We start from the raw sequence: 18627 nt of genomic DNA, 5'->3' as shown, positions 1-18627 counted from the left end.
TATTGTTACTCTTCGAATTTCTTGAATATTACCGAAGCATTGTGCCCTCCGAAGCCGAAGGTATTACTCAGTGCTACGTTGACAGTACGTTTTTGGGCTTCATTAAAAGTAAGGTTCAACCGGGAATCAATTTCGGGGTCATCCGTAAAGTGGTTGATGGTAGGGGGAATCACCTGATCCTGTATGGCCATAATACAGGCTGCGGCCTCGATGGCCCCAGCTCCACCCAGTAGGTGGCCCGTCATGGATTTGGTAGAACTGATGCCCATCGCGTAGGCATGCTCACCGAAGTACCGTTCTATGGCTTTGATTTCCTGCGGATCGCCCAGCGGTGTGGAGGTACCATGCGTGTTGATATAATCTACCTCTTCGGGCCGAATACCCGCATCCTCCACGGCATTTTTCATTACCTGGTAGGCACCTACCCCCTCGGGATGAGGCGCTGTGATATGGTAGGCATCGGAAGACATACCCGCGCCGATGATCTCGGCGTAGATTTTGGCCCCACGCGCCTTGGCATGTTCGTATTCTTCCAGAATCAGGGCGGCCCCTCCCTCACCCAATACAAAGCCATCGCGATCCTTATCATAAGGACGGGAGGCCGTTTCGGGCGAATCGTTGCGCTCAGAAAGTGCCTTCAGGGCGTTGAAGCCGCCAACGCCGGCATTGGTAATAGCAGCTTCCGACCCTCCGCTGATGCACAGCTTCATTACACCCAAACGAATGTAGTAGAATGCATCGATGAGCGCATTGGTAGAAGAAGCGCAGGCCGAAACCGTAATAAAGTTAGGGCCCCGAAAACCGTAGCGGATGGACAAGACGCCCGAAGCGCTGTCGGCAATCATTTTGGGAATAAAGAAAGGATTAAAGCGGGGGGTACGGCCACCTTCAGAAAAGTTCACCACCTCATCTTCGAAGGTTTTCAGACCACCGATGCCCGAACCCCAGATGACGCCGGCTTTGTCCAGATCAAGCTTTTCGAGGTCAAAGCCGGCGTCTTTCATCGCCTCATCGGTTGCGATAACCGCATATTGGGTGAAGGGATCCATTTTGCGAGCCTCCTGCCGCGGAATGTAGTCATTCATATCCAGCCCCTTGATCTCACAGGCGAATCGGGTGCGGAACTTCTCGGCGTCGAATCGGGTGATGGGTGCAGCACCGCTGACCCCGGCCACCAGGTTTTTCCAAAAAGTGGGAGCATCATTCCCGATCGGCGTAAGGGCGCCAATACCAGTAACTACTACGCGCTTGAAACTCATAAAATAGATTGATGATGAAGATGATACGGACAGTAAGCTTGGATTACTTCACGTTTTCTTCCAGATAGGCTACCGCCTGCCCTACCGTGCCGATGTTTTCAGCCTGATCGTCGGGAATGGAGATATTGAATTCCTTCTCAAATTCCATGATCAACTCAACGGTATCAAGAGAGTCGGCTCCCAAATCATTGGTGAAGCTGGCTTCGGTCGTTACTTCCGACTCTTCAACGCCGAGTTTCTCGACGATGATCTGCTTAACTCTTTCTGCGATTTCTGACATTTTATGTACGCTTTTTGGTTAAAAACGCCACAAAGAAAGCGCTTTCAAACCACTTTGTCAAACAATTTTTTAGTCCTTACTACCCGGATCAAATCTTTAAGTGGCAAATGAACGCTCAGAAAATCAGCAGCTTACAAAATTTTGTGAAATCGTCGCAAGGAGACGGATGGAGATCGTAAGGGAGTAACGTACCTTTGAATCATGATTTCCTACCGCAATCACGATTCATTATGCTGTCTATTCCTACTCTGAAATACATCGATTCGGGCAATTTCTTCCTGATGGCTGGCCCCTGTGCCATTGAGGGCCGCGATATGGCTTTGCGTATCGCCGAACGCATTACGGAGCTTACCGACCGACTTAAAATTCCTTATATTTTTAAGGGTTCTTACCGAAAGGCCAACCGTACCAAATTAGATTCTTTTACGGGTATTGGGGACGAAAAAGCACTCGCTATATTAAAAGAGGTAGGTACCACCTTCGGCGTCCCAACAGTAACGGACATTCATGAATCAGCCGAAGCGGCCCTAGCCGCTGAGTACGTGGATGTGCTGCAAATTCCGGCCTTCCTGTGCCGTCAGACCGACTTGCTGGTGGCGGCCGCCCAAACGGGCAAGGCAGTCAATGTGAAGAAAGGCCAGTTTCTGTCGGGAGCTTCCATGAAGTTTGCCGTAGAAAAAATCCAGGACACCAACCCCAGTGCACAGGTAATTCTGACCGACCGGGGCAATTCTTTCGGCTATGGCGACCTAGTGGTGGACTACCGCAACCTGCCCGAAATGCAGTCGTTCGGGGTACCTGTGGTGATGGATTGCACCCACTCGCTGCAACAGCCCAACCAAGCCAGTGGTGTCACGGGTGGTAAACCCAGGCTCATTGAAACCATTGCCAAAGCGGCCATCGCGGTAGGGGCCGACGGCCTGTTTATGGAAACGCACTACAATCCAGCCGAGGCCAAATCGGACGCCGCCAATATGTTGCCGCTGGATCAGTTGGAAGGACTACTGGAAAGATTGCTCCGAATCCGGGAAGCTATTCTTTGACTGGATTTTCAGGCAAGCTTGCCTTCTTTGTGAAAATACTCCCACCGCCACAGGAGGGTACCTTCGGTGTTTTCATTACAAGCATCATAGAAGATATACACCCCTGCCAAAAAGCAGCATTTCTCAATTACCTTTTCCGCTGCTTCTTCTCATCATGAAAGTGTTAGCGTATTAATTACCTATATCGTCGCGTAAAAAACGGGGTTGAGTGAATGGTAATGCTTACTTTTAGCGCAAACCTTGGTTTATGAAAAAGCGGTTCAGTACATTTTTCTTGCTGGTGTGGAGTTGCACTTTCTCCGTGCAAAGTCAGCCGGGGGGTGCAGGTTTGGATTCGGTAGGACATGCTCCTACCCTGGAATCCTTTCGTGTCAAGCCGTTCATTATTCCTGCAGCTCTGGCTACGAGTGGGTTGCTGGTGCAGGGAAAAATCAGCCGTCAGCTACAGCAGCGGGTGGTCATGCATCATCCCGATTTCCGCACGCATGCCGATGATTACCTACTCTTCGCACCGGCTGCGTTAAGTTTGGGCCTTGGAGCAGCGGGTGTAAAGGGAAAGCATCCGTTTGGCGAGCAGGTCTTGCTGGCGGTTATCTCCGGACTGGCGCAGGGCGGTGTTACCTACATTTTAAAAGGAATCTCTAAGTACCCCCGACCGGACGGCACCACGAACGACGCCTTCCCCTCGGGCCACACCAGCAGCGCCTTTGCTTCGGCCACATTGCTACACGAAGAATATGGCTATCGAAGCGTCTGGTATAGCGTGGGGGGTATGGGGTAGCGGCCACTGTGGGTACCCTGCGGATTCTCAACAATCGGCACTGGCTGGCCGATGTGCTTTTTGGCGCGGGTGTCGGCATTGGGGCCACGGAGGTGGTGTACATGGGGTACCCCTGGGTGAAAAGGAAGCTGAAAAGGAAAAGACCTTAACTAGCGAGGAGAAGAGGTTCGGTCAGGACGAGCCTCACTCAGGATACTCAAAGATCCCGGGCTCCAATCCTGTACCAAGTGGGATCGGATTGCCATAAAAATCATTTTTTGGTAGCTCCCGACCAAACCATTTCCTTAAATCCAAGCCTTTGTTTCTGAGGGGAGAAGTTGGCTGCAATTGAAAGCCGGTCAGGGTAGCCAATTGGTGTGGATCGGTTAGGGTGGTCAGCGTGAGACCTTTTAACCGGGGATTGATTTGCAAACCGGCCATGTGCCCATTCAATTTTTCCTGCCCGGTAGCTTTGGCCCAGTCTACGAGAGACTGATATCCCCGAAAACGGATAACTGAGGTACCAATGCTCCACCAGATATTTCCCACAAAACGCTCCCCGGAAGTAGGGCCAGCGATAATTTCGTCTTTCCCCAAAAAGATGGTATTGGCAAAAACAAAATTCTGGTTCGAGCTGGCGTCGTCGAAGGCTATGGCGGGTCTATTTTCATTATAAATCACATTGTTATAAACGTAGGAGTTAGTAAACTCCTCACTGGTAGGTCCCCCATTCCAGACCAGGATACCCCCGGCCCCCTGGGTTTTGAGGCCATCGTTGATGCTGATGCAATAACGGACGGTATTGTTGTGCCAGGGGCGGGCTCCGTAGTACTGGAAGAGCCCGTAACCCGCGCCTTCGTTTTCGTAAGAAAGACAATATTGGATGACGGAATTGGTCATACCACCATCGAAATCAAAGCCACCGCCATCCTTGCCGCCTCTGGAAGTTTTGTTGCGATAAGCAATACAATGCTGGATCAGGACACTGTCGCTTTGGTAGGCCCATATACCTACCGGCCCATTGCCCACGCGAGGCATATCCCAGCCGTTGTTAGTAGCTACGCAGTAATCGATCAGGACCTGGCTCGACTCGCCCACAAGGATGCCATTGCCGCTGTGGTTGGTGAAGTTGGTGGGATCGCCGGGATTATTCTCAGCCAGACAGTCCAGAATCCGGCAATCCCGACACTCGTACAGGGAAATCCCGATAGCACCATTTTCCCACGCATGAATACTTTTCAAAGTTACGTAAGCAGAACTGGAGACCACAATGCCGCTTTTTTGGAAGCCACTGGTTTCCAGGTTCTCAACCGTAACGTGATGAGCATTTACGATGCGTACGCCGTCGGTCGTATTACCCGTTTTTCTTCCCGTACCTTTGGCTATCAGCTCATTAATCTTAAACCAACTCCCCGAAATTTCCAACGCCACACGGTTACCACCGTCAATGGTTGCCCGGCCCTGTCCGTAGCTGGTGATGATGACGGGGTGTTTTTCAGCACCACTCAGTGTGAGTTTCAGGGTACCTGTGAATAGGTCGCCACCCCGCAGAAAAAGAGTGTCACCGGGCAAGAATTCAATTTTTAATAAAGCAGCGAGGGTTCGGAAAGGCAATTCCTCATTGCCCGGACCGGCATCATTACCCAGGCGGCTAAGATAGTAATTGCGGGAAATGCGTAAGGGTACCCGGGCTTTTTGGCGAGAGCACTCCATACCAATAGACCTAAAAAAGAGCAAAAAGCCGCCCAATAGCAGGAGAGCCTTCATTTTGAATGAGTCTTATCGCCCGATCACCCCCATCTCAAATTTGCATACCTCTTTCAGCGTTTCCTCGTCGTTGATGCTGGAGGTTTGCTGTTTGATATGGCCCGTCTTCAGGTCATACACCCAGCCGTGCAGGGAGGGGCAGTTGCCTTCCTTCCAGGCGTTCTGCACGATATTGGTTTTGCCCAGATTATATACCTGCTCGATTACGTTTAGCTCAACCAGTCGATCAAAACGGGCGGCTTCGTCCAGATCGGCCAGTTGCTGCCAATAGTAGTTCTGGGTATCCTTGATCTGCCGGATCCAGTTGTCAATCAGGCCGTACTGATGAGTACCCATGGCGGCATTTACGCCCCCACAACCGTAGTGTCCGCACACGATTACGTGTTCTACCTTAAGTACCTCCACGGCGTACTGCAACACGCTAAGCATATTCATGTCCGTTTGTACGATAAGATTGGCAATGTTGCGGTGGACAAATATCTCGCCGGGCGAAGTCTTGGTGATTTCGTCGGGAGGTACCCGGCTGTCGGAACAACCGATCCAGAGGTACTTCGGGTGCTGACCCTGGGATCCTTTTATAAAAAACTTCGGGTCAAGCTTTAGTTTTTCGGCAACCCACTGCTGGTTATTTTCGAGGAGGGTACTCAAGTCGTTTTTCATATTTTATAGAAAGCGGTTACCCTTGATATTGATTGAATTTTCTTGTAAAGTCAATTTAGAGAAAGTCTGGGCTAGAAAAGCCGACAGCCGATTCCTCAGAACACCTTCTCGTACAATTCCTTTTTCTCAGGCGCTTCTTTTTCCAGCTCCACTTCCAGAATTTCAAAGACATTTTTCTTAATCGTGTGGGCGATGTCGCCCGTGGGCAGGTCGTTGCAGTCGAGGCCAAAGGGGTCTTCTATTTCGCTCGCCATCATTTCGATTCCGATAAACGTGAAAAAAATGAACGTAACCAGCGGGATGGTGAAGTACCCAAAATCGCGAATGAGACCAAAGGGAAGCATGGAAGCATAGCCCAAAATAAGGACTTTAATATACACGCTATATGAAAAAGGAATGGGGGTTTTCTTGATTCGCTCGCATCCTCCGGCGATGTCGAGCAGGGCTTGGGTATGGGGCTTTATATTACGGGTGTCGTCCCCGGTAATGGCTCCACTCCGGTACATCACCTGAACCTGCTGATGAATGAGCGTGGTAATGTAGTTCGGAATGTGCTTGCGCTCACTGTAACGGGATCTTTCGGCGGGGCTCAGGTGAATCAGTTCGTCAACTTTCGTGCCCGAGCGCAGGTGCTCTTTGAGCGCAATGCAGAAATTGGAAATCATCGTTGCCATCTGGTACCGGCTCTGCCTATCGCCCTCGGGAAAAATGACGTGGGCCGCAATCGCCAGATTGCGGCAGTTGTTGACCAGGGCTCCCCACTGCTTGCGGCCTTCCCACCAGCGGTCGTAAGCAGTGTTGGTGCGGAACACCAGCAGGACGCTCAGCACAATACCAAGCAGGGAAAAAATGGTGGAAGGCGCGTGAATAGCCAGCTCAAACTCCATAACGGCTATGCAGAATAGCGTGGTAACGACCGCCACCCCGGCCGTACTCCTGACCATGCGCTGCATGGTCCAGCTGCGACTGAGGTGGGCTATATCGCCCAGGAAATGTTTGTTGGTTTCGTAAATGATCATCCTTATTGAGTGGAGAGTTGGTAATAGAGGATATGTTTTGGATCAACGGCAGCCAGAGCCTGCCACTATTAATATTCTGCGAATTGCTCGTCGGCGTAGCACCAGAGCCAATGCTCGCCCGGCTCGGCCGAGGCAACGACTGGATGGCCCGTAGCGTGAAAATGCGCGGTAGCATGGCGGTTGGGGGAAGAGTCGCAGCAAAGCGTGACGCCGCAGGTTTGGCAGGTCCGCAGGTGTACCCATCGGCTGCCCGTTTTGACGCATTCCTCACACTCTCGTTTCGAGGCCGTTTTTAGTTCTTCTATTGAAGCAAGGTGGTTGCAAAGCATTTTTTCTGAAGGGGAGTTAAAGTGAAGAAAAGAGTGAAAAACGAACTGTACTCAAAAATGACTGCCTCGCATCAGGCAATGTTGCCGGCCAGCACCTCAGGCCGGTACCCTACATCTCGGCCAGGTACTTATGCACGAAACTGATCGCCATGGCTCCTTCGCCTACGGCGGATGCCACGCGGTTCATAGCTGAAGCCCGCACATCACCCGCCGCAAATACGCCCGGCACGCAGGTTTCGAGGGTATAGGGCTCGCGTTGCTTTTTCCAGATTTTCCGGTAGTCGGGGTAGTTGACCAGCGCCCGACCTGTTTCGATGAAGCCGCGCTTGTCTTTCAGCATATCTGTCTGAATCCATTCGGTATAGGGCTTGGCTCCGATAAAAATGAACAGCGCGTCGGCCGGCACGGTGCGGGTGAACGTGTTATTCAGATCCTGGATCACGAGCTCCTGCAAATGTCCGTCGCCCTTGGCTTCCGCAATCTCGGAACAGGGTACCAGGTGGATGTTATCGGTACCGTTGATCTGGTCGATGAGGTAGTGCGACATGGTTTCCGATAAGTCGGGCTTACGGATCAGGATATAGACGTTTTTGGCAAATTGCGACAGGTACATGGCACCCTGACCCGCCGAATTACCTCCCCCTACCACGTACACTTCGCGGTCGCGGCAGGCGTTGGCTTCGGTAGTGGCGGCTCCGTAGTAGACCCCCGCGCCCGTAAAATCACCTACCCCATTGGTTTCGAGTTTGCGATAGTTGACACCGGTCGTGATGACGATGCTTTTGGTATTGACCGTATTGCCATTGCCGAGGGTGAGTATTTTATAATTATCCTTTATTTCAATACCTACCACTTCCTCGGGCGACAGAAAATCTACCCCGAAGCGCGTGGCCTGCGTAATGGCCCGGCGCGAGAGTTCGGCTCCGCTCAGGCCCGAGGGAAAACCCAGGTAGTTTTCGATGCGGGAAGAGGTACCCGCCTGTCCGCCGGGGGCACGTTTTTCGATCAGCAAAGTCTTCAATCCCTCCGAGCCACCATACACTGCAGCTGAAAGCCCCGCGGGCCCGGCCCCGATAATGACCACATCGTAGAGTTCGTGGGTGGTTTGCAGACTTAGCCCCAGTTTTTCAGAGATACTCCGCAGTTCGGGCTGTACCAGAAAACTGCCGTCTTCAAAAAAAACAAAGGGCGCGTCTTTGGCTTCCAGATTATTGAGTGCCATGAGCTCTTTTGCTTTGTCGCTCGTCTCGATGTCATACCATTGGTAGGGATGCAGGTTTCCCGACAGAAAATCTTTGATTTCGTGTGATTTGGGAGAGAATTGGTACCCCACCACCCGAATTCCCTCGAACTCCGGAATGTTATTCATCTGCCAGTCTTCCAGCAGGTCCGTCAGCACGGGGTACATTTTTTCTTCGGGCGGGTCCCAGGGCTTCATCAGGTAATAGTCCAGCTGCACGTCATTGATGGCCTTAATGGCCGCATCCGTGTCCGAATAGGCGGTCAGCAACACCCGCTTGGCGTGGGGGAATATTTTTTTGGCTTCGCTGAGGTAGTCCACGCCCAGCATTTCGGGCATCCGCTGGTCCGACACGAACATCGCCACGGTTTCGTTTTTCTGTTTGAGATCTTTTAGCGCGTCCAGTGCCTCCTTCGCCGAATCGGTATTCATGACCTTATATTCCTTGCGGTACTGGCTGCGCAGATCGCGGGTTAGGGCGCGTAGTACCTGGGCATCGTCGTCTACGGCTATAATAATGGGTTGCTTCATTGCGGTGGACTTGTTTGAAAGCCAAGGGCTGACTGCCGTTGGCCTATGGCTTTTTGATGGTTTTGAGTAATAAATATAGATTGATGGCTCACTGAAATCAGGTGTTCACCCACTTTTTCAAGAGTAAATATAAGTCATCGGCTAACAGCAATTAGCCTTCTACTCAATCGGCAGGCAGACATTGAATTCGGTATGGCCAGGTTTTGAGGATACCTTGATCTGACCGCGGTGGCGCTTGATGATATTTTGGGCTATCTCCAGACCCAGGCCACTACCTTTTCCAATCTCCTTCGTCGTGAAAAACGGATCGAAAATCTGATCGATGACATCCTGGGGAATACCGCTGCCGTTATCGATTACCTTGGTGATGACAAATTCGCGATCCTGTTCTGATTCAATGCGAATTTCTCCGGCTTCGGGCAGGGCGTCGATGGCATTGTCGATGAGGTTGGTCCACACCTGATTCATTTCCCCCGGACTCATGCATACCTTAGGCAGACTGTCAGGAATGTCCAGTTGTACCTTGATGTGTTTGGTTTTGAGTTTGTGCTGCAAAATCCGCAACGTACTTTCCACTCCATCGCGTAGTACCACCATTTTTTTGTCCGCGCCGCCGTCCATGTGCGAGTAGTCCTTAATGGACTTCACCAAATTGCCTATACGTTCGGATGCCTCCGCTATTTCGTTCACCATCTTTTCGGTCGTGAGCACGTTGTTGAGCCAGTCGAGTACCGCGGACAAATCCTTGGCCAGTACCTGTTTGCTCACGCCTTCCAAATCGTCCGTTGTAACGCCATACTCGGCAAAACATTCCGCAATTTCGAAGCCGTTGTCCACCTCATGCTCTTCCAGCCAGTCGTACAGATCATCTTCCAGCGCCGATTTTTCTATTAAAGTCAAATCAGGGGTACCCCGTTTCAGCACATCGCCCAGGATTTCGTTCACGCGGTCTACCTGTGCCCCGGTGGCCTGGATGGAAATGACACTCTTGAATTTTTCGGGCACAAAGCCGAGGTGCTTTTTAAGAGCCGATGCACTGCGCACTACCGCCGCCGCCGGGTTGTTGAGTTCGTGGGCAAGGCCCGCCGAGAGCTTACCCAGCGAGATCATCTTTTCGTTCTGCTGGTCCAGCTTGGTGTAGTCGCGGGTTCGGTCCAGCATCAAATGCACAAAACTCTCTACGAGTTGGTATTGGGACGAAATCATTTCCCTGAACTCGGCACGGGGTAGGCGCAGGGCTGTGGTTTTTTCCACGGCTACTCCACTGGCGGCGCCCGTCTTCATGCGGGAGTAGGGCAGTAGCCCGCCGATGTACCCTACTTCATTGAAGCCTAATTCGCGATGCTGACCATTGCGGTCGATGAACATCCGAAGACGGCCAGCCAGTACGATCAGCAGATGGTCCACGGGATCACCCTTTTTATAAAGGTACTCTCCCTCTTCGAGCGTGACGATTTCTGAATGATCCACGAGCCACTGCAACTCGGACTCAGGTACCGAGGTCAGGCTTTCATTCTGGCGGAGTTCTTGTAAAATATCAATTACCATACGTTGAGTTTATGATTGTTTCGAACTGATCAGGAGAATCGGTCGACTAAGCCAAAAGACAAAAATCAGCGGGTATACTTGGCAGGTTTTCCAAAGATTCTTCGGAGATACTTCCCCATAACAGAACCGTATTTCTATTAATTCCAGCATTACCTTCAAAAAAGCAGAGGCCCGAAGTTGCCAGGTTTTTCCTTGCGTCTCCGAGCCCTTACGGTAATGACTCAAATGGACTAGCTGATCGGTTACTCGCCCCGCAGCTTCGCCTCCAGTTCCATCGCCATAGGTACCAGCACGTGGTCTTCGATGATGGCATGCTTGCGAAGTTCGAGTTCGAAGAGTTCGACCTGGTTGAGGAAGATGCGATAGGGTAGGGGCGTGGCTTCGTACTCGGAGTAGCGCCGGATGATGGCGCTGACTTCCTTCAATTCGTCCTCGATGGAGTCGTGGTGGTCGGTGAACTGGGCGATGGAGGCCGTGCTGAGTAGCTCGGTGATTTCGTCAGTGGTCAGTTCGCTCTGCGCGGCCTTTACGAGTCGCTTGATGTAGGGGAAAAACTCCCGCTCTTCCATTTTCACGTGCTCGATCAGGTCGGTTTTATAGTCGTTAAAAAACAGGCAGAGCTCGGCCAGTAGCTCGTGGGTTTTGCCGTAGCGACTGAAAATATGCAGCAGCGATTGCTCTATTTCGGGCAGTTTTTTGGTGAGGTAGTAGCGGTGCGTGGCCTGTAGGTAGGTCAGGATTTCGCCAATGGAGAATTTTCGGATTTTCTGATAGGGAAAATCGCGGTCGTCATCGTAGAGGTCGAAAATTAGCTCCAGAAGCTCGTCGTCCAGCTCAATGTGGGGTTGTTCGGTGGGAATATCGAGCCGCTCCATGACCGACTGGCGCAGCAAACTGCCCGTAATGAGCTCGTCGTGAGTATTTGGTTTCATGGGTTCTGCTCCTTTTTTCGGCTTTAAATTTAACCGAAAATAAGGGAGATGCCAAATACAAGAATCAAAGCGGAAGAGGAACAGCCAGAAAAAAAGGAAGGAGGAGGCGGTACCCCACTTTCGGGCCTTTTTACTTCTTGTAGGGGGTTAAAATATAGTTCGCTTTAACCTTGATGATCTGCGCGATTTTAACGAAGACTATCTTAGGTACCTCGATCTTATGATCCGCAAGGGCCACCTCAAAGTCTGAGTCGAGGAATAGGCTTCCGTCCTTGACCATCAGGGTACCTTTGAGGGTACGGGGCTGGCTCACACCGTGTACCGTAAAGGTACCCGTGGCTGTTAGTTCATGACTACCGTTTTTAGTCACGTCCACTGTCTGATCCAGCTTTCCCTTGAAGGTGGCTTTCGGGTACTTGGCCGATTCCATGTAGTTCTCGTTGAAATGCTCCTCCATAAGCTCATTGGGAAAATCAAAGTCCCGCATGTTCATCAGGACGGCTATCTCGCCCGAAGTGGTGTTAAGAATAGCCTGCGTTTTTTTATTGACAGCATTGATATCCTCGGCGGGCGTGCTGGAATGAAAGCTGGTTTGTCCGCCCGAGGTGGCGTACAGGGTACCCTGCGCCCAGGCTTCTACGGGCACAGAGAGAGTCAGACCGGCCAGAAGCAGGAATATTTTATTGATCTTTTCCATAAGTCAGGGGATTGTCAGGCGATCGAAAGCCGCCTGAATTGGGAGCTGCCTCAATTCGGGACGGCGTCTTTTTTCTTTTTATTGAAACTGAACGTCCGGGAAATGTTGAATCCGTAGTGAATGTCGCCTTTTCCCCAAGAACCGGTCGTTTCGCCAATAAACTGCTTCTCGATCATGCCCAGCGAATTGGTAAAATGCAGCTGAAACACATGGCCGCCGGTTTCGATATCTACCCCCACGGCCAGCGAATTGTAGTAGGGAAGCTCGTCGTTTTTTTCGCGGAACGCATAGAAATAGTCGGCATTGATCGAAACCCGTCGGCTTACTTTCAGCCGTCCACCCACGCCCAGCGCCATCAGGATGCGCCCGTCTCCGTCCAGTTCGGGTTTGTTGCGGTAGAGGCAGGTAGGCGAAAGCTGTAGAGAAAGCCGCTCGCTGAATTTCCGGGCGATGAGCAGCTGTCCGGTATAGGTGAGGCGGTCGGTGGAACTGTATGTTTCGCCGGGCACGAACGATTCCTGGGTGCGGATCACGGTACTCCCGAACAGCGTCATGGAAACCGGAATCCGCCCGGGAGTCTGTTTCAGTAGCTTATATTTGCCAAAAAAATCAAATGCCTTTTGCTCGCCGCTCCGTCCTACCCCTACCATCAGATCGTCGGTCAGGCCGTACTCGAAACCTAGCCGCATGGTGGCCTGATCGAGTCCGAAAAACTCGTAAGCTCCCGAATTGAGCCGCCCAAAGCGGTGCGAGATGCGGAAATCGAGGTGGTTGCGCTTTACGGTTTCGACGGACTGTCCGTTGATAATCCGGGTCGATTTAAAGGTAGCAGTGATTGGCAGCGGACTTTCATCAGCCTTCTTTTCCAATTCACCCAGCAAGTCTTCCTGAGCCAGCGCGGTGGCCGGGACAAGTAAGAGGCAGAGGGACAGGCGCAGGACATTCATAGGCAGGCGGGCACTAGGCTTTTACGGTCAGAGAATTACCATCCGCACTCAGGGTGGTTTTGAAAACGGTGAGTGGCGAAGCTGCCGGGCCCATCTGCACCGAGCCGTCCAGCTTAAACTCCGAGCCGTGGTTGGCGCAGCGGATGTCGTTCTCGGCTTTGCGATAGCCGACGGTGAAACCTTCGTGGGTGCATTTTTTAGACAAAGCCACGTACTTCTGATTCGATAAGGCAATCACAATCGCATCCCCGATAACCGCGAATTCGCCCTCAGTTTTTAGGTTTTTCTCCTTATACGCAGTAAGGTCTATGGTAAAATCAATATTGCTCCCTGTGGTGGTCCCGGTCACGGCGTTGGTGTTGTTGCCGCCCGTATTGCCGCCCGGGGTGGGGTCATCATCCTTGCTACTGCACGCGGTGAGGGTACCCATGCAGTAAAACGCCATCAGGGCCGAACTGCTCATTCCCAGACTGCGCAAAAACTCTCCCCGGCTCACGATCTTCTTTTCCTGCGTTTCCATAGTACGTTTAATTAGAGGTTAAATTAAAAATTGCTTGTACTCACTTATTCAGATTCCCCGGCGTGATAAGGGGAAAAAGTGGCAAAACGTAAAAATTATTTCCTGAATATGGGTGTATAGCGCGCTGATAACCAGACCCCTCCCGTGAACAGATTGACCTTGCCGAAACCGACACCCCGCAGGGGAATCCGCAAATAGGGTTCGGCTACCAACGAAAGGCGGCTACTGAGGCGGCGTTCGTAACCCATCGAGGCATTGGCGTGGCTCAGCAGGTACCAGCCCGTACCGTTCGGTCCCCATCCCTTGGCGGCGTTATGCACGTAGGTAGCGTAGTTGTAGATGTAATTCTCTTTCTGCATCTTATACGACGATACCCCCGCTCCCGCGAACCACCGCGTCTTTTGGCTTTGAAAGACATCAAACCGCACATTTAGAGGTACCTCGAACACGGTACAGGTGCCGTCCACACTCACCGGAAGGGTCGTTTGGTATAGGTGCTTGTCGGGATGGTAATCACTGAACGGCGCACTATACTTCTTCAGGCTCCGGACAATTCCCGTCTGCAACGTCCATTTATTGCTGATACTGCGCTCCACCAGCAGCGAAGCCGAAGGTCCCGGCTGCATAGGATGCATCATATCGGACATCCGCACGGCGCTCAAATCGGGCGATATACCCAGCCGTATCGACCACTTGGGAATCTGGATTGTCGGGGTTTCCGCCGCGTTCTGCCCTGACAGGCTGTCCGGGGGACTGGTAAAAGCTACCCTGGGGTAGGTGAGGCCTCTACTTTCCTGGTAGTTTTCTCGAGAATCCAGGGGAGCTACCCGAAGCCAACGCTCCCGGGAGGCACGCTCGGTCTGGCTTTCGCCTGCGGGGTTATTCTCTTCCTGGCCGGGCATCGGTTGGAGCCTTTCTTGGGAAGGTACCTGTCTTGCGGCCTCTTCCCGTCCGAAGGTGGCAGATGGCCCCACGTGGCTTCTTCGCCGGTTCGGATCGGCCGATATTTCCAATTTTGCGTTCGGAGTAGTTTTGGGTAAAAGAATTGCCCCCTCACCCCTTTCCTGTTCGGATTGGTTGGATTGTTCGCGCACTCCGCTTACGCTTGCAAGGTTCCGGGGCAATTCTTTTAGGTCTTTGGCTGCTTTAGATTCAATATCTGCTACTTCAGTGCCTGTTCGCGCCTGGTCTTTCTTACGAACTTCCGGCGAGTCGGCTGACTGGCTGTTTGTTTCCTGGTCTCGTTTTTCCAATTCCGAAACTGTACCTTCGGCAGGTACATGCGGCGCTTCCGCGCGGGGCGTGCTGGGTACCTCTGCTGGTAAGCGATCGGCGGGGCGTGTACCCGAAACCGAAGAAGCCCCATTCCCCTCATTATCTCCGATTCCGTAGTACACGCCAAGCCCTCCGATCAAGAGAAGCAACTCCAGGACCAGCCAGGGCAGTGTCTTCTTCAGCCATCCACCACCCGGCGTTATGCCATCGGCCTCGTCGAGGCGGCGGCGCAGATTCTGCCAATCGGCGGGTTCGTACGGGGGATCAAGCTCTTCGGCAGACTTCTGGAAGAGCTTGTCCAGTTCTTCATCGGACCACTCTTTCATACTCGTCCATGCTTTTTTTTACTATCATCACTTTCAATTTTTCACGCGCCCTCGAAAGGTTCGATTTGGAAGCACCCACCGATATATCCAGTTCTTTGGCTATATCCTCATGCGAGTACCCATCCAAAACCGCCAGACTAAATACCGTACGATAGGCGGGCGGCAGTTGCTGCACCATAGTAATCAGCTCTTCGTAGGCCAGGTGGCTAAGCGCATTTTCACTGACCGCCACTGTATTCTCGGCCAGATGAATGTCTTCGTGTACCTGATGCTTGGCCTCACGGCGGTACTGGTCCAGCGCCGTATTGATCATCACCCTACCCAGCCAGGTCTTGAAAGGACGCTCAGGGTCGAAAGTCTCCAGCTTCGTGAATATTTTAAAAAAACCGTCGTTCAATATCTCTGCGGCCTCGTCGCGACTTCGTGCGTAGCGGAGGCATAGTCCCATGGCATATCCATAAAACTGCTTGTATAGCAGTTCCTGACTACGGCGGTCGCCTTGCAGGCAGCCGTCGAGCAGGTCAAGGATAGCGGCGGAGTTATGCTCGGACATGCGGGGTCATTTTGTGATAATACGGTGGAATCAAAAGAGAGGTTGCTTAGGATGCAGGTGAAGTGAAAAATATTTCTCTTTTTGAACGCATGAGGGGATGATCGCTTTCAAATTTGTAATTTAGGCTTTGGAAAACAAACTCGTTGCGCATTCTCTGTTTTTATCCAACTTTTTGTTTCTGGAACTAAGCCACCTACCCCTATGTCTTTTTCAATTCGCGCCTCAGCTGGCTTTCCCAAAATGCTGCTATTCCTAATCCTGGCCTGCCTGGGCGGGGTTGGTTTTGGATATGCCCAGCCCAAGACCTATACCCTGGCCAATGCGCATTCCCACAACGATTATGAACAGAAACGGCCTTTCCGTGCCGCCTACGAACTGGGTTTCGGTTCTATTGAAGCCGATGTTTTCCTAAAAGACGGCGAACTGTATGTAGCCCATAATTTCAAGGATATCAGCCCCGATCGTACGCTCAAAGCTTTATATCTGGAACCACTGCTGCAAGAAATAAGCCAACACAATGGCTGGCCTTATGCCAACCGTCAGGAGCTGCAATGGCTCATCGACATCAAAAATACCGGCCCTGCTACCCTGGCTGCGCTCCAAAAAGAATTTGCACCCTACCGTAAGCAACTGCAGCACGTACGTATCGTGATCAGTGGTGAAATGCCCGATCCCGCGCAAATGGCAGGACAAGACGAACTCTTCACGTTCGATGGCCGTAAAAACGAGGTGTACCCTAAAGAAGCCTCGCCCCGCGTAAAACTGGTAAGCAGTAGTATCATGGATTTTGGAAGCCACTGGGACGGAAAGGAACCATTGAACGAAACTGCCCGGCAGAAAATCAAGACCTTCGTTGAATTACAACATGCCCAGAAAAAACTTGTGCGCCTGTGGGCCACGCCCAACACCGAGTTAGGGTACCGTACTTTGCAAGAACTCGGGGTAGACTACATCGGTACGGATGATCTGGCCGGACTGGCGGCTTTTCTGGGAAAATAGGGGCAGCGATTCTTCAGTACTTCACCACTCTTTTCCGGACTAGGTGTTCGCCGTGTTTTACTTCAATCAGATAGCTTCCGGCGGGTAATGCGTGAAGATCGATCTCCTGTTTGCCTGTGATACGCATAATTTCCTCTTTTACAATTCTACCCGACAGGTCGGTGATTCTAACATTGAGGTTCCGGACTTGTCCGTCGGTATTCTCTATTATAAAGTAATTGGTACTGGGGTTGGGGTATATCATTAAGCCCGCAGACGACGGCAGGATGGCGAGCGGTGGTGTTACCGACAGCTGGAAAGTGTCGGCCAGGTACCCCAGCGAATCCTGTACGGTAATGACCATATCGCGCTGCGGCATTATTGCTATGGAGGGTACCTGGGTTGCGCCCGTCGACCAGCGATAGGTACCTTTCCACGAAGCCGTCAATTCCACGCTTTCGCCGTAATCGAGTTGCTTTTCGGTACGCTTATTCACATGCTTGAACATGGTGAAACGGTCGAGGATTTGCCCGTTTGCGGCCAGCCACTCCGCATCAAGCCGGTTTTCGACCACCGTAAAAAGGCCCAAACCGCCCAGTTGGTAGTTGGAATACACCGACGACGGATGGGGTTGCAGCTGCCCGTTCCAGTCCAGTCGTCCCGCCGATCCGATAACCATGTACAGGGTACCTTCGTCTTTGTTCACGATGGGTGGGGTACCTTTGGTATAGCTGGCTTTGGTATCCTGAACGACATGCTGTTTTTTATCAAAGGTGGGCGAATACCCGGTATGGCCTTTCATCAGGTACGACCGCTCGTATACGTGACTATGGCCGTTCAATACCAGATCTACTTTATATCGATCAAAAAGAGGTATCAGGGTTTGGCGTAATTCTACCAAAGCTTCCTCCACATCGGAGTCGTGGGAGCGTTTGGTATAGGGCGGATGATGGAAAAATACGATCGTCCACAACGCCTGGTTGGCGGCCAGGTCTTTTTCGAGCCACCGGTACTGCGCACTGTTTTTGTCGTACAACGGATATTTTCCTTCGTCGAAACCATACGAATCCAGCGAAATAAAATGAACGTTGCCATAGTTGACTGCGTAGTAGGCTTCGGTTCCCGAAGGTACCCCACCTGCTTCGCCCTGGGTGGGTACCGTGACCATATCGTAGTAAGGGATGTTGCGATCCTGCTGGGCGGTAGCCGTGGGGGTAGCGTAGTACTCATGGTTGCCGGGGCTGGGCAAAATGGCCATGTTGCCCAGAATCCGGCTGTCATAAAAATCAAAGATCTGGGTTTGGTATTCATCCTGGGTACCGCAGCAGTAGGCGTTATCGCCCAGCCATAGCCACAAATCCACTGCGTCGCCGCCCTTCCGGGCCAGAAACTGATCCCGTACGGCCTGCTGATTCTGGGTGTAAGTAGCCGTATTGGCTGCCCCGAAATCGCCCATTGCCCAGAACCGGATGGGTCGTTTGGTGTCGGCGAGCGGTGCCGTTCTGAAAAAATGGTTGGGACTTTGAATGAGAGTTCGTTCTTGGGTACCTACCCGGTAAAAGAATTTCGTATCGGCCGGGAGCCGGGCCAGCGTCACAACGTGCTCAGTCGTGGATGCGTCGCCGGTTTGATCGAAAACCTTTGTCGAATCGGATGCCGCATAGTATTGCACCCGGCTGCTGGTGGATACGTCGGTTCGCCAGCGGATGGTGATGCCGTCGGTGGTGGGTTGCTGAAGGTAGGGCCCACGGATAACCTGCTGGGCTAGCAGCTCAGGCGTAATGGCGCAAAAAAACAACAGAAAGCCTTTGGATAAAGCATTCATCGGCTAGGGGTAGGTGAATAACAAAGATACCAGCAAAGGCCTTAGAATTGCACGGCTCCCAAGAGGATTCCGTACCAGCCTTTATCCTGAACCCATAGGTCCTTTGGTAAAAAAGTCGTCTACTTTGGGAGAGGATAC

The 18627-nt window shown here is 52.0% G+C and carries 19 protein-coding genes; 4 read left to right on the top strand and 15 right to left on the bottom strand.

Translation table 11 applies throughout. The features are described 5' to 3' along the window. Positions 1–5: 5 nt before the first annotated feature. Together fabF and GBK04_RS12145 are read right to left on the bottom strand one after the other, a co-directional pair. A complete protein-coding gene (gene fabF / locus GBK04_RS12150; protein WP_152760032.1) occupies positions 6–1259 on the bottom strand; it encodes a beta-ketoacyl-ACP synthase II in 1254 nt (417 codons plus the stop codon). A gap of 43 nt (positions 1260–1302) precedes the next feature. Then, entirely contained in the window at positions 1303–1539 is a 237-nt protein-coding gene (locus tag GBK04_RS12145) for an acyl carrier protein (RefSeq protein ID WP_152760030.1), read from the bottom strand. Positions 1540–1769: 230 nt separating this feature from the next. On the opposite strand from GBK04_RS12145, the gene kdsA reads away from it, so the two are divergent. The 3 genes from kdsA (at position 1770) to GBK04_RS30585 (ending at position 3512) form a co-directional block, all read left to right on the top strand. Next, the gene (gene kdsA, locus GBK04_RS12140) at positions 1770–2582 is read left to right on the top strand and encodes a 3-deoxy-8-phosphooctulonate synthase (protein WP_152760028.1); all 813 of its coding nucleotides are present in this window, start codon (positions 1770–1772) and stop codon (positions 2580–2582) included. Positions 2583–2829: 247 nt separating this feature from the next. Next, positions 2830–3363 (top strand): hypothetical protein, encoded by a 534-nt coding sequence (locus GBK04_RS12135; protein WP_152760026.1) that lies wholly within the window; start codon positions 2830–2832, stop codon positions 3361–3363. An 8-nt stretch (positions 3364–3371) separates the two neighbouring features. Beyond that, a complete protein-coding gene (locus GBK04_RS30585; RefSeq protein WP_373330917.1) occupies positions 3372–3512 on the top strand; it encodes a phosphatase PAP2 family protein in 141 nt (46 codons plus the stop codon). 34 nt (positions 3513–3546) lie between these two features. On the opposite strand, the gene GBK04_RS12130 is transcribed toward GBK04_RS30585, so the two are convergent. The 12 genes from GBK04_RS12130 to GBK04_RS12075 form a co-directional block, all read right to left on the bottom strand. Continuing rightward, positions 3547–5055, bottom strand: a complete 1509-nt coding sequence (locus tag GBK04_RS12130; protein ID WP_373330916.1) for a right-handed parallel beta-helix repeat-containing protein — start codon at positions 5053–5055, stop codon at positions 3547–3549. 66 nt (positions 5056–5121) lie between these two features. After that, positions 5122–5769 carry a carbonate dehydratase gene (gene can / locus GBK04_RS12125; protein ID WP_152760022.1) on the bottom strand — a complete coding sequence of 216 codons (648 nt, stop codon included), beginning with the start codon at positions 5767–5769 and terminating at the stop codon, positions 5122–5124. Between the two features lie 95 nt (positions 5770–5864). Further along, complete coding sequence (locus GBK04_RS12120; RefSeq protein ID WP_152760020.1) at positions 5865–6788, bottom strand: bestrophin family protein; 924 nt, start codon at positions 6786–6788, stop codon at positions 5865–5867. A 68-nt stretch (positions 6789–6856) separates the two neighbouring features. After that, on the bottom strand, positions 6857–7117 hold the full coding sequence (locus GBK04_RS12115) for a UBP-type zinc finger domain-containing protein (protein WP_152760018.1): 261 nt from the start codon (positions 7115–7117) through the stop codon (positions 6857–6859). Positions 7118–7226: 109 nt separating this feature from the next. Next, a complete protein-coding gene (locus tag GBK04_RS12110) occupies positions 7227–8888 on the bottom strand; it encodes an FAD-dependent oxidoreductase (RefSeq protein WP_152760015.1) in 1662 nt (553 codons plus the stop codon). Positions 8889–9047: 159 nt separating this feature from the next. Beyond that, the gene (locus tag GBK04_RS12105) at positions 9048–10436 is read right to left on the bottom strand and encodes a sensor histidine kinase (RefSeq protein WP_152760013.1); all 1389 of its coding nucleotides are present in this window, start codon (positions 10434–10436) and stop codon (positions 9048–9050) included. Between the two features lie 242 nt (positions 10437–10678). After that, a complete protein-coding gene (locus tag GBK04_RS12100) occupies positions 10679–11368 on the bottom strand; it encodes a hemerythrin (protein ID WP_152760012.1) in 690 nt (229 codons plus the stop codon). 130 nt (positions 11369–11498) lie between these two features. Continuing rightward, positions 11499–12065 carry a YceI family protein gene (locus GBK04_RS12095; RefSeq protein WP_152760010.1) on the bottom strand — a complete coding sequence of 189 codons (567 nt, stop codon included), beginning with the start codon at positions 12063–12065 and terminating at the stop codon, positions 11499–11501. A gap of 50 nt (positions 12066–12115) precedes the next feature. Continuing rightward, positions 12116–13012, bottom strand: coding sequence for a DUF5777 family beta-barrel protein (locus GBK04_RS12090; protein WP_152760007.1), 897 nt, complete (start codon positions 13010–13012; stop codon positions 12116–12118). A gap of 13 nt (positions 13013–13025) precedes the next feature. Continuing rightward, entirely contained in the window at positions 13026–13532 is a 507-nt protein-coding gene (locus GBK04_RS12085; protein WP_152760005.1) for a QcrA and Rieske domain-containing protein, read from the bottom strand. A gap of 95 nt (positions 13533–13627) precedes the next feature. Then, complete coding sequence (locus GBK04_RS12080; protein WP_152760003.1) at positions 13628–15133, bottom strand: porin family protein; 1506 nt, start codon at positions 15131–15133, stop codon at positions 13628–13630. After that, on the bottom strand, positions 15114–15686 hold the full coding sequence (locus GBK04_RS12075; RefSeq protein ID WP_152760001.1) for an RNA polymerase sigma factor: 573 nt from the start codon (positions 15684–15686) through the stop codon (positions 15114–15116). Before GBK04_RS12075 ends, GBK04_RS12080 begins: the two co-directional genes overlap by 20 nt. Positions 15687–15887: 201 nt before the next feature. On the opposite strand from GBK04_RS12075, the gene GBK04_RS12070 reads away from it, so the two are divergent. Next, positions 15888–16685, top strand: coding sequence for a phosphatidylinositol-specific phospholipase C/glycerophosphodiester phosphodiesterase family protein (locus GBK04_RS12070; RefSeq protein WP_152759999.1), 798 nt, complete (start codon positions 15888–15890; stop codon positions 16683–16685). 13 nt (positions 16686–16698) lie between these two features. On the opposite strand, the gene GBK04_RS12065 is transcribed toward GBK04_RS12070, so the two are convergent. Next, positions 16699–18489: a T9SS type A sorting domain-containing protein gene (locus tag GBK04_RS12065; RefSeq protein ID WP_152759997.1), complete on the bottom strand. Its 1791-nt coding sequence runs from the start codon at positions 18487–18489 to the stop codon at positions 16699–16701. Positions 18490–18627: the final 138 nt, after the last annotated feature.

Origin of the sequence: Salmonirosea aquatica, assembly GCF_009296315.1 — a bacterium.
Taxonomy (GTDB): Bacteria; Bacteroidota; Bacteroidia; order Cytophagales; family Spirosomataceae; genus Salmonirosea; species Salmonirosea aquatica.
Note: the sequence above shows the minus strand (reverse complement) of the source record. Positions and strands in the feature narration are given on the sequence as shown.